This is a genomic window from Pseudoalteromonas luteoviolacea DSM 6061, assembly GCF_001625655.1.
Lineage (GTDB): Bacteria > Pseudomonadota > Gammaproteobacteria > Enterobacterales > Alteromonadaceae > Pseudoalteromonas > Pseudoalteromonas luteoviolacea.
On the sequence record NZ_AUYB01000158.1, the window covers coordinates 81,338 to 93,716 of the forward strand.

Here is a 12,379-nt window from a genome sequence, read left to right on the forward strand (position 1 = left end):
TTAATCCACTTTTAACAAATGCTCTATTTCTTCAGACCCAACGGGCACTGAAAAAAAGTGCCCCTGTAACTGATTACAGCCGTTGCTCGCCAGAGTTCTTGCCTGTAACTCACTTTCTACTCCCTCAGCGATACAATTAACGCCCAAACTCTTTGCAATGTTTATCATCACTGAAGCTAGGTCATCTTCTTGACCTGTACCGTAGATCTCCCTTACGAAGCTCGGATCAATCTTTATTGAGTCAAAGTGAAGCTCTTTCAATAAGGCGGGGTTTGTTTGCCCTAAACCGAAGTCGTCTATCGACATTTTAAAACCAAGTCGGCTCAAAGTTTCTAACCGGCTTCTTAAATCATCAGCTCGCTCCAAAAGAGGTCGCTCAGCAATTTCTAACTCGAATTGCTCGGGATTCAGATGGTGCCGTTCTAGCAGGCCGAGCAACTGGTCTTCAAAATCACCATCGAGTAGGTGCTTTACAGACAAGTTTAAGCACAATTGCAGTGAACCATTATGCGCTATGAATTTGGAAAAAACTTCAATGGCTTGCTCAAACACTTGCATACTCAACTGATTGCCGATCCCAGCCTCATCTGCAATGTCGATAAACTGCTGCGCTTCAATCACCTCATCACCACTCTTCCAGCGAGCTAGTACTTCAAGCTTTTCTATCTGATGGTTTTGTGCATTTACCACAGGCTGAAAGTATGGGATAAATTCTCGACGCTCCACAGCTTTAATCAATTCATTTTCTCGCTCGTGGCAATATTCGGCCTCTTTATCTAATGTTGTACAGTAAAATTGGTAGTTTGAATGGCCTACTTTTTTTGCCCGATACATAGCCATATCAGCGCACTTCATTAATGTTTCAGCATTGTCACCATCGTTTGGATATAGCGCAATACCGGCGCTAAAAGAGGCTTTTACTTTAGTCGATTTGATTTCATACTCTCCGCTGGCTGCCGAAAATATTTTCTCAATCACAAGACGTACATGCCGTCTGTCTTCCATCGCATCAATGAGCAATACAAATTCATCACCACCAATACGCGAAACTGTGTCACACGCACGAATTGTTGATGTTAATTTATTTGCGACATGTTTAAGTAACTCATCACCAAAATCATGTCCAAAGTTATCATTTATCAATTTAAACTTGTTTAAATCTAAAAAAATAACCGCGAATTGATGAGCATGCCTTTTTGCGCGTTTGCATGCTTGTATCAATCTATCTTGCAGTAATAGTCTATTTGGTAACCCAGATAATGCGTCATGATGAGCAAGATGAGCCATCTTTTTTCTCATTAGCCGAGATTCAGTAACATCTTGAAAAACCAACACTGCGCCGGCAATTTCTTCAGGTTTTACAAAAATGGGGGAGCAAGAGACTTCGACGGCAAACTCAAGGCCGAGGTGATTACGAAAACAAGCTAGTTGCGATAATGACACAGTTTGCATTTCAGACATCGCTGACTGCATTGGGTCTTCCATCGGCTCCTTGCTTTCTTCATTTATGAGTGGCATTACTTCGTTGAAAGGCTTTCCCTCCACTTCTCGCGACAACAGTGCTAGTACAGCTTCGGCCACTGGGTTCATAAAAGAAATCTTCCCTTCCGTATCTGTACAAATCACCCCGTCACCAACGGAGCTTAATGTGATGGCGAGTAGTTCATGTTGCTTCTGCCTTTGCGTTTGCTCTTTAATATCAATTAATTGCCCTAAAAAAACGCCATTTAAATGGGTGTGATTCAGACTTACAATCAGCTGATTTGACACATTACTTTGCGAGCGTAAACGCAGCTCTAGCTGGTCAAAGTCCTTTCCGCTACTTTGCCATTCTTTAAATTGAACAAAGCTTTTTTCGTCAACCAGTTGACTCATGCCACCAGAGATTAGCTCTAACTCTTGCAGCTCAACGCGCGCGCACATCCCCTGACTCACTGCATAAAACGACCCATTTTCACACACTAAAAACTGTGCGTTAAGTGATTCTCTAAATACCTCATAATACAATTCCCCATGCTCTCCAAAACCGATCTCTTGCTGTTTCTTTCGCGCAAGATATATCACCCCTCCACCTGCAACAATCGCCATTACAAAGCCCACAATGCCTAAAGAAAAATAGTTGAACAGCTCTATCATCGCTTCATTGCCGTAAATACCGGCTTCGGCAAACAAAAAGTTCTCTACCAGTTGGCTTATTTGTACACCAAAAGATAAGCCAACTAATAAAAAGAAAAAACTGAATAGAAGTTTCTGAGTGACTCGATTCATCTAAGCATCCACAGTAAACAGTGTCTGGAATATATATTTTTCATTAAGCTTAATATTAGACAAAGTCGTATAAATTAGACAGCGAGAGGAAAACAAAGAGATTGTTTATATTTCTGGAATTAAATGCTTTTTTGTCCTACATGTAATAGGGGTGTAATCTTTGGAAACCAGCTATGATGAGCTTAAGCGATGATTCTAAGGTCGTTGAAAACTTTGTTCGAGTGGCACAAATCATTGCCAACTTAGAGGCAATATTAAACCAAGCGAAAAACCTCTCTTTGACCGCTAAAAACGCACGAGTCGTTGCGCTTAGAGCCGGCGATGCTGCCTTGGGTTTTAAGCCTATCACTAATTTTATTGATGAGTTTTCAGAGCAAACCATTTCATCCACAACCAAGATATCCAATTTGTCTAACCAATTATTTAAAGTCGCCCTTGAGCTTGTAAGGTGCAGTCAGTATCACGACCAGATTTATAAGTTAAAAGAGCACGTGCGTTCAAGTCACGTGGAAAGTATGTATGTGGTTGCAGTTAAGTCTCAACGTATTGCGGCGAACCACCTCTCTCAAGCTCTGAGTGAGCTGGAGAACCACTTCGAAGATATTCAAAAGCAAATGCAAAGTGCTGAGTACATTGCGGTGACAAGTAGAGTTGAAGCAACTAACGCTGGTGAATTTAGTGACAGTCTACAATCGGTATCTGACTTTATCGCGAGCGCTGCGAAAACCATTAAGACTGCGGTGGTTTATAACCTAAGCGAAATTCATACATTGCGAGGTTTATTAAGGTGAAACTAACAGAGCTACACAAAGCGAAAACGCACAGCTGGCTAATCCTAGAGCGTAACAATGATATGCAAAATACGCATGGTTCCGTTAACCAGTATTTTATTCACTCTCAATATGAATCGATGATCATGGACCCTGGAGGCATTGAGCTTTTTTCACCGATGCTCGCCGCCATATTACAACACACGGAGTTAGACAAACTGACTGCCGTATTTGCATCTCATCAAGACCCTGACATCATTTCAACTCTTGGTCTTTGGGACAAAGCCGTACCCAATGCAACTCTCTATGCACCAGCTCTTTGGGATAGATTTATCGACCATTTTGATTTGGACAATTTAAAATATGAAGGTATCAATGATGACGGCGGAGAAATTCAGTTAGGTGGTGTTAGGCTAAGATTGTTGCCTGCACATTATTTACACTCTGCTGGCAATTATCATTTATACGACCCAGCAGCTAAAATACTTATGTCTGCCAATGTTGGTTCAGCTATAAAAACAGACTCTTCCTCTCAGTTTGTTGAAGATTTTGGTCAACATATCAAACATATTGAGCAATTTCATCGACGCTGGATGCCATCAAACAAGGCCAAAGACAACTGGATTGCGAGAGTCAAAGAGTTAGACGTTGACATCATAGCGCCAAACCATGGCAAGCTGTATAAAGGTGAGCAAGTTCAAGAGTTTTTGGATTGGTTTGCAAAATTAGATGTTGGTAGTGCAGTGCGATAAGCCGCTTCACACCCGAAATATTCAATACGAGAAGGCCTTTAGTTCAACTAACAGGCCTCACAATACCCCCTTATAAAGGCTCAATTCATAAATCATGCACTATTTTAGTAAATCATAACCATCCACGCGTGCAGCGTGGTAAAGTAACAAAAAACTATCTAAAAACAAAAACTCGTGCGTATTCCCCAAATATTTAAACGACTAGGTTTAATTTCAATTATGACAATCAGCCCAATTTTAAGTGCCAATGAGACCCAGCCAAAGTTAACTGAGATGATTGGCCAAAAGCTCATGTTGGATTTGCGTTATTTTTGCGATGACGGTGATGCAAAGCAGTGCCGAAAACCAATGACAAAGCTACCTCCTATACTTGCTAAGCTTATTGAGAAGTATCAAATTGGTGGCGTAATTCTTTTTGCTGAAAATGTACAAGATACAAAACAGATAGTCGAGCTCACACGGTCTTTGCAGCAAATTGGCAGTTCCCCTATGTTTATCGCCATTGATCAAGAGGGAGGCCGAGTTGCGCGTATCAACAGAGCTGAGGCAACTTCTTTCACCGGGAATATGAGCATTGGCGCAACTTACCAGAAACACGGTGATAAATATGCTACCGAAGTCGCCACCATAATAGCCAAGGAACTATTAAGCCTTGGGATCAATGTAAACTTTGCGCCAACGGTTGATGTAAATGCCAACCCATTAAACCCCGTTATCAATGTTCGGTCTTTTGGCGAAGACCCCAAGCGAGTTGCTCTGCTTGGCGCAGCGCAAGTTGCCGCTTTTGAAAAGCACGGTGTTGTCTCAGCATTGAAACACTTTCCAGGCCATGGAGATACGCAAGTAGATAGCCATACTGGGTTGCCTAAAGTTGAACACTCATTAGCACAAATTAAGCAACAAGATTTGCTGCCATTTGCACAAATTATTCAAAATCAACAGCCAGGTATGATTATGACCGCACATATTCAGTACCCTGCTTTGGATAACAGCAAAGTGCTCAACAGTAAAGGGAAAGAAATGATACGCCCAGCAACCATGTCTAAAGCAATTATGCATGATTTATTGCGAAATGAACTTGGTTATCAAGGCGTAACGATTACAGATGCTTTAGATATGGCCGGGATCAGCGACTTCTTTTCCCCTCTGGATGCCGTAATAGAGACCTTCAATGCGGGGGTTGATATCGCTTTGATGCCAATACCAGTGCGCACTCCTTCAGATATTACTCAATTTGAACAGTTCTTTAGCGATTTGGAAAAGGCCTTTGACAATGGCCAATTGCAAACACAATCGCTCTATGCGTCCTACCAAAGGATCCATAAATTAAAGGCTCGGATAGCGCAACAATCGACACTCCCAAGCATTGCAATTGCGAGAGCAACATTGGGTAACCCTCAGCATCGTCACATAGAAGCTCAGCTTGCACTAGCCGCCATCACAGAGGTTAAGAATGAAGGGCTTTTACCGTTAAAGCTTGAAAAAAACCAGCATATTCATCTAATTATGCCAGACCGACAAAAAGCAATGGCATTAAAACAAGCATTATTGAGCACATCAGCCACTGCCATAAAAATTACTGTAACTAGCTTACAAGCATTTAAACCAAAGCGGGCTAAGCAATTTATCTCTGAGGCGGATTGGATAATTAGCGCCCATGCTTCGCCACAACAAAGCGCCGCAGAAATTGGTGGAATGGATGACTTAGCCGATCTACAAAGCTATGAGCTAAGTAGGCAAGAGCAACCAAAAGCCTTGCTAGACCTTATGAAATACGCAAATTCGCTTAAAAAAGAGAGCTTATTTATCAGTTTACGCGCTCCCTACGAAATATCTAAATATGCGCAATACAATCAGGCAGTTTTGGCAAGCTATGCCTATAATGTGGATGTAGTTCAAGAAAATGATGTGCGCGGCCCGGCTTATACTGCACTTGCGCAAGTAATACTGGGTAGGGAAAAAGCTCTTGGAACATTGCCCGTGAGTATCGAAACGAACAATATAGACCAATAGTACTCACACTTCCCGCGCGAAATAAAACATGCATTACACGTGGGGGAATTATGGATCCAAAGGCGTCCTTAACGGCACCTAATGCGATTCGAGAAATGATAAGAGCTGGGGATTATTCGGGCCCAACCAACGGGTTTGTGCCTGGATTCACCCAATGCAATATTGTCATTTTACCCAAAGCTTACGCTTTTGACTTTCAAAAGTACTGCTTACAAAACCAAGATTGCTGTCCACTGCTGGCGACCAGTGTCAATGCTGGCGACCATCATTTAGATGTATTAGGCGGTAATATTGATATTCGCAGTGATGTGCCCAAATATCGCGTTCTACGCGACGGACAATTAATTGATGAAGTGAACAATATCCATCAACTTTGGAGCAATGACTTTGTTACGTTTGCACTTGCCAGTTACATGGCATTTGATTACGTATTGCACAGCTTTGGTTTTGCTCACACCACATCAAGCCCTGCCCACACTTTACCTATGTATATCAGTAATATAGACAGCTTAGCTGTGGGTCCTTTTGCAGGTAACAAAGTGGTTTGTATGCGTCCAATGGATACTCAAGAAATAATTAAGGCTATTCAAGCTGGTAGCATTAGCCGTGTGCCACATGGTATTCCGGTACATTTTGGTGAGCCTAAGCTCATTGGTATAAATAACTTAAGTAAACCAAACTTTGGCGAACCTGTTTTCTTTTCACAAGACAAGCTTCCTGTTTTTTGGACTACCAGTCTCACAGCCCATCTCGCAATTACCCGCGCTGCACCAGAATTGTGTATTATAAACAGTCCACAACATATGCTGGTGACCGATAGACCAGATATGGACCTATTAATACAGTAAAAATAAGTAGGGTAGTATGCTTTTAAATTGTGATTTAGGAGAAAGCTTTGGTGCATGGGAAATGGGCCTTGACGCCGAAGTAATGCCGCATATTGATATGGCTAATATCGCCTGTGGTTTTCACGCCGGCGACCCTAGCGTGCTAGCCGCTACGCTAAAACTTGCTAAACAGCATCAAGTCACTGTTGGGGCACATCCCAGTTACCCTGACTTACAAGGGTTTGGTAGACGCTCATTGAATATGTCAAAGCAAGAACTGATACACTGTGTACACTACCAAATCGCCGCAATTGAAGGCATGGCTAAAGTCGAAGGTGTTTCTCTTTCATATGTAAAACCCCATGGTGCTTTATACAACGATATGATGCGCAATGAAGAGATTTTACTTACTTTACTAGAAGCACTTAGCTCATATCCCACAAAGTTAAAATTGATGATTCTGGCAACCGCCAATGCCGAACACCATAAAACACTTGCAACGCAATATGGCGTTTCGCTATTGATGGAAGCATTTGCAGATAGACTGTATACCGACGAAGGTTTGCTCACGCCTCGAAATCAACCCAATGCAGTACATAACGAGATTAAATTGATTGAGCAAGTTCAACAACTTACAAAAACTTCATCCGTTATTACAGCAGGGGGCAATAAGCTGTGCCTACCAGCGGACACCCTATGCGTTCATGGTGACAATCAAGCGGCAGTTGCACAGATAAAAAAAATTAAAGCCATGATTAGCATAGACAATTAGTACTTTGTACATATGTGTCAAAAACAAAAGGATATCAAATGGAATTGCTAACCCAAAGATTAAAGCTCAGGTTACTCAATAAACAAGACTGGAATTTTTTTCAAAACCTTAATCAAAACCATCAAGCAATGCGCTATGTCGCGGATATTCCTGATGAACAAAGGCTAAGAAACTTATTCGAGTCGCGTATCGAAACTTGGGAAAAGGGCAAAGACAGTTATTTAAGCTTTGTCATTGAGCGTCTTGATAATAAAGAACCAATCGGCTTGCATGGACTAAAAGGATTTGCTGAAAACCAACAGCAAGCTGAGCTTGGCTTTATATTGCACCCCAATTATCAAGGACAGGGCTTCGCCTTGGAGGCAACCAAAGCAGTGATTGAGTTTGCGCTCAAAGCTATGGGGTATCAGGCCCTTGTTGCTACTGTGACAGATGGAAATACAGCGTCGCTCGGTTTGCTATATAAACTCGGTTTTGTACACTACCAAACTATTAAGCAAAACTACAAGATAAACAATATATGGCACGATGACATCGTACTTATGCTCAATGCCTAACTAAATGAATTAAAAAAGCGCCACCTCGCGTAATAAGGTGACGCTTGGACCCTTAGAGAGTTGTCTCAAAGGTTAGACATGTACGAGTTAAAACGGGCCTGAGTTTTGTGCTGGATTTTGCCATAAACTAGACCAAACGAAGTTTCCATGAACGTAGTAAATCGCATCATCATGGAGCACGCCTCTATCGTCAGAAGCTCGTACATAAGGAACGCTTTGCGAAGATTCCTCATATGTTGCTACACTGCTTCCCTTATAGGTCAAAGACGGTGAGCTACCGGTGTTAATTTCAAACGTCGCAAGCTCGTTTTTGTTAGTCCAAATCATATTGCCACCAACCTCTTGCTGAGTTAGCCAAGTTTCAATTGGTAGCGTCATTCTGAACTGCTCATCACTCACTTTTAAGAAACTAAATGCATGATGGTCAAATTCGACTGGGGTATAACCATTAGCAAAAACGCGTTCGTTTATGAGTTTAGGGTTACTCATATCTGACACATCAAACAAACTCACTTTCGCACCGACCTCTGGTTCATTCTCAGAACTTGGTGAGTCAGTAGCAGCCCAAAACCATTCATCAACATTTTGACCAACACCAACTAACAAGGAATCAGATACGGGGTGCAAATAGGCTGAGTAACCTGGAATTTCCAAAGCACCGGCAATAGCAGGATCAGTGGAGTTTGCCAAGTCAATAACATACAAAGGATCTATGCGTCTAAATGTGACAATATAAGCTTTGTTTCCTAAATAGCGCACAGCATAAACATTTTCTTCTACGCTGCCGTTTTCCTCCACTTTACCGATTGGCGTCGGGCGGTTTTCATTGGGTAGCTTTGCTATCGTATTTAAGGTATTACCCTGTTGCTCCAAAACAAACAGCTGATGCACAAGTCCAGCCGTAGAACTGAAACGAGTAGTCAGTAGCCTTAATCGTCCCTCAAACTCACTCACCCTGAACGCAGGATTGCTCACACCACCTATAATTGCAGGCTCAATAAAATTACCGCCACCAAAACCTAGAGAGCCAGGAACAGTCCCAGACGCGCTGTAAGATGTGCCTTCGGCTGTGACCTGAAATTTGTGCAATGCAGTTTGTGTTAAGTCTTCAATGCTCGCCTCTTCTTGAGGCCAAAAACGACTATGCAAATAAATACTCTCTCGCGCTGCGTAAATCCCATCGGTCGGCGCATTGATACAGGTTGACTGGATCTGTGTTGGATCATTCAAAGATACCCGAGTAATTGTGGTAATTTGGTTGGCACTGTCCAAAGACGTAACATTGGCAGGGATAAAGCAATTATTTGGTTCGAAAAGTGCAGAAGATGAGCCGCTTCCTAAGTCGGTAATTTTTGGTAATAACTCAGAAATATCAGCTTGATGCAAAGCCTGATAAGCAGCCAGAGCCTCTGTCTGAGTAAATTCATAGTATGCGCTGAAGTTGCTTACCAAATATAAGTTGCCATCAATTACACGGCTATCAATGATATTACCATCAATTCGGTATTGCTTTATCACAGACGCTTGCTCTGGAGAAGTCACATCAGCCACACTCAATTCAAATGTATCTGGATATACATTAGCCACAGGGGTCGTTGATGCGATCGCATCCGAATCTTGTGGTAATGGAGAACTATCCATCGTATAAACTGGGTATTTAAATAGTGAAACCAGCCTATTACCTTGCAAATATAGTTCTTGATGACTGTAGAGATTTTCGGAGGCCTCTATTTTTGCTACTTCTGCGATCCCTTGCTCTGTGCGTTTCATCACTCGGACATATTGTTTAAAGTCACTCTGAATTACCATTTCTTGGTCTGAGTGAGCAGCCACGTATAAGTAATTTCCGTCATACTCAATACGATCTCCCTCATCAACACCCACTTCCTGTACATTGGTACTCGAAAAGCTCGTAGAGCCACTATCGGCTTCTGGCGCGGCGTTGGTCACTTTATCTGTTCCATCATCTGTGCCCGACGACCAACGGCTCAAATACATGCCATTTTTGACTAGTTGATTAAACTCGCTCGAAGAGGCCTGACGCAACGAAGATGACGACTCGGTCAACCAAGTCAACTCCGGAACAGATTTAGGTACATTGGATCCTCCTTCTCCTGGCTTGTCTTCACTATTGTCACTACCCCCACACGCCACAAGAGCTGGCAATACAACAACAAAAATGCGACTCCTTGCGACTGGATAGGAATTTCTTAAGTAGAACATAGTTTTTCTCCTTGACTGAAAGTAATTAAACTTTAATACATCAAGGCCAATCTTCTGTTATTTAGCTCGATCTATTTGTTATTTTATGTAACTGCTTCTGGTAATTGACAAAATTACTGGTAAATTTAAGCCTAGAATTTACAGGAGTCGATTGATTGAAATATTTTTTCTTTTTATTGCCTATATACATGCTTTTATTGAGCCCATCTAGCTTTGCCAGTTGTCAGAGTGAAGATGAGCAGTGCGTGGAGGTCGGGCAATGGGAACTGGCTGTTGCTGTAGGTGCTGGCGTAATTACTAATCCAGTAAGAGGCGGGGATAACGTGCCTCTTGTGGTACTGCCTTATATTAGTTATTACGGAGACAAGTTTTTTGTCGACAATACCAGTATCGGTTATACCTTTATCGAAAAACCTCAATATGATTTGAGTTTTGTCACTCAACTCAATACTGAACGTGCATACTTTGAACGCTTTCACCCCAGTAATATTTTGGTTAGCAACAGCTTTACTCAAGAAGCAGGAACGCCGTCAAACCCAGTCATTGATCCTCACCCTGATCCGGGGGTTGATTCAGACTCACCAGATGACAAAGATGGTGACAATGACAACGCAGACCCAGATGACAAGCAAACCAAAAAATTGATTTCAATTGATGATATAGCTAAACGTGATTGGGCACTCGACAGTGGCTTTTTGATTCATTGGTATTTTGAAGAGTATGGCAAGCTTTCAGTACTTTGGTTACACGATATCACAGGCACCTATCGCGGACACAATGGGCGTATTGATTATAGCTACAACGTGCCAATCGGTATGCATAACCTAGCTAGGCTTAAACTCAAAGTAGGTGCTGAGTATAAAGACAAAAATCTCGTTGACTACTATTATGGTATAAGCCCATTAGATACGGAGTCTGAATACCATTTGTATACTGGCAAAGCGACGGTAAACCCTTTCGTCAGTATCGCATTTAATTACAGATTGAACCAAGACTGGCAAATAAAGTTTAGCGCCAAACAAACTTGGCTTGGCTCAGGCATAACGAATAGCCCACTTATTGATAAAAAGTACACTTCCAATGTCTTTATTGGAGGTTTATATGAGTTTTAAGTGGACTTATCCACTCATTGCCTCTGCTTGTTTAGTCGCAACAAAAACGAGTAGCGTATATGCAGAACCACAAAAAAACAAAGCAGAACTTAAAATTAAACCAATGATTTGTATGGTTAAATCAATTGGGCAAGTGTGTGAGATGACCATTGCAGTGCAATGGCAAGCTGTGGCTGTTGAAGATGTTTGCCTATATCAAGATAAACACATATTACAGTGCTGGCAGGACACTCGCCAAGCTAAGGCAAAGTTAAGTGTCTCATTGGGGCAAGACATGGTTTTTTCGCTAAAAAACGCGCAAATGGAAACCTTAGCCTCTCAAAAAGTGAAAGTGAATGCTGCAATAAGCCGAAAATATAGACGAAAATTAAAATCTGACTGGAGTTTTTTCTAATGGCAAAAGTAATACTTGTTGAAGACGACGAAAGACTTGCAGAGCTCACTGGCCAGTTCCTCGAAAGTAACAACTTTTCTGTAACCCTAGTGAATGATGGCGCCAAAGCCGTCGAAGCAATCGTATCTTCTCAACCCGACATTGTCATTTTAGACATTATGCTGCCAAATATGGATGGGTTTTCTATCTGCCGTGAAATCCGAAATTCATACACTGGACCTGTTCTGTTTTTAACAGCTAAAGACAGTGATTTTGATCATGTTCGGGGGTTAGAGATTGGCGCGGATGATTATGTCATAAAACCCGTCGAACCATATGTCTTGTTAGCGAGGTTAAACGCGTTATTAAGACGTGGTGGCACACAGCAGAATAGCTCTGACATAATAAAATTAGGCCAATTAGAAGTAGATAAAGCGGCTCGTAAGGCTTATCTTTCAGGCGAAGAAGTTGAGCTAACCAGTTATGAATTTGACTTACTGTGGGAGTTGGCCAACAACGCGGGGCAAACACTTAGCCGTGAGCATATTTATAAATGCGTCGTTGGTCGTGAATACGATGGGTTAGATAGAAGCGTTGATGTCCGTATATCGCGTCTGCGTAAAAAGCTTGGAGATAACCCAGAGCAACCATTTAGGTTAGTGACTGTTTGGGGTAAAGGCTACCTCTGCTCAAAATCTGCATGGGACTAAAC

The 12,379-nt window shown here is 42.0% G+C and carries 11 protein-coding genes; 9 read left to right on the forward strand and 2 right to left on the reverse strand.

All coding sequences use genetic code 11. The annotated features are described in order from the left end of the window. Positions 1-2,268, reverse strand: a complete 2,268-nt coding sequence (locus N475_RS24525; protein WP_063366119.1) for a sensor domain-containing protein — start codon at positions 2,266-2,268, stop codon at positions 1-3. Between the two features lie 173 nt (positions 2,269-2,441). On the opposite strand from N475_RS24525, the gene N475_RS24530 reads away from it, so the two are divergent. The 6 genes from N475_RS24530 (at position 2,442) to N475_RS24555 (ending at position 7,959) form a co-directional block, all read left to right on the forward strand. Continuing rightward, entirely contained in the window at positions 2,442-3,059 is a 618-nt protein-coding gene (locus tag N475_RS24530; protein ID WP_063357493.1) for a hypothetical protein, read from the forward strand. Beyond that, on the forward strand, positions 3,056-3,790 hold the full coding sequence (locus N475_RS24535; RefSeq protein ID WP_063357492.1) for an oxygen-binding di-iron domain-containing protein: 735 nt from the start codon (positions 3,056-3,058) through the stop codon (positions 3,788-3,790). Before N475_RS24530 ends, N475_RS24535 begins: the two co-directional genes overlap by 4 nt. A gap of 219 nt (positions 3,791-4,009) precedes the next feature. After that, positions 4,010-5,803 carry a glycoside hydrolase family 3 protein gene (locus N475_RS24540; RefSeq protein WP_193343410.1) on the forward strand — a complete coding sequence of 598 codons (1,794 nt, stop codon included), beginning with the start codon at positions 4,010-4,012 and terminating at the stop codon, positions 5,801-5,803. 50 nt (positions 5,804-5,853) lie between these two features. Then, positions 5,854-6,651: a D-glutamate cyclase family protein gene (locus N475_RS24545; RefSeq protein ID WP_063357491.1), complete on the forward strand. Its 798-nt coding sequence runs from the start codon at positions 5,854-5,856 to the stop codon at positions 6,649-6,651. A gap of 16 nt (positions 6,652-6,667) precedes the next feature. Beyond that, entirely contained in the window at positions 6,668-7,402 is a 735-nt protein-coding gene (locus N475_RS24550) for a 5-oxoprolinase subunit PxpA (RefSeq protein WP_063357490.1), read from the forward strand. A 38-nt stretch (positions 7,403-7,440) separates the two neighbouring features. Further along, positions 7,441-7,959 carry a GNAT family N-acetyltransferase gene (locus tag N475_RS24555; RefSeq protein ID WP_063357489.1) on the forward strand — a complete coding sequence of 173 codons (519 nt, stop codon included), beginning with the start codon at positions 7,441-7,443 and terminating at the stop codon, positions 7,957-7,959. An 87-nt stretch (positions 7,960-8,046) separates the two neighbouring features. Here the strand turns inward: N475_RS24555 and N475_RS24560 are convergent, their stop codons facing one another. Further along, entirely contained in the window at positions 8,047-10,182 is a 2,136-nt protein-coding gene (locus N475_RS24560; RefSeq protein ID WP_063366120.1) for a beta-propeller domain-containing protein, read from the reverse strand. Positions 10,183-10,337: 155 nt separating this feature from the next. Between N475_RS24560 and N475_RS24565 the strand changes: the two genes are divergently transcribed. Genes N475_RS24565 through N475_RS24575 form a run of 3 tightly spaced genes read left to right on the forward strand, consistent with a single transcriptional unit; the run spans position 10,338 to position 12,377 of the window. Further along, positions 10,338-11,294 (forward strand): MipA/OmpV family protein, encoded by a 957-nt coding sequence (locus tag N475_RS24565; RefSeq protein WP_063357487.1) that lies wholly within the window; start codon positions 10,338-10,340, stop codon positions 11,292-11,294. After that, positions 11,284-11,688, forward strand: a complete 405-nt coding sequence (locus N475_RS24570) for a DUF3019 domain-containing protein (protein ID WP_081215950.1) — start codon at positions 11,284-11,286, stop codon at positions 11,686-11,688. Before N475_RS24565 ends, N475_RS24570 begins: the two co-directional genes overlap by 11 nt. Further along, positions 11,688-12,377 (forward strand): response regulator, encoded by a 690-nt coding sequence (locus tag N475_RS24575; protein WP_063366121.1) that lies wholly within the window; start codon positions 11,688-11,690, stop codon positions 12,375-12,377. Before N475_RS24570 ends, N475_RS24575 begins: the two co-directional genes overlap by 1 nt. Positions 12,378-12,379 lie beyond the last annotated feature (2 nt).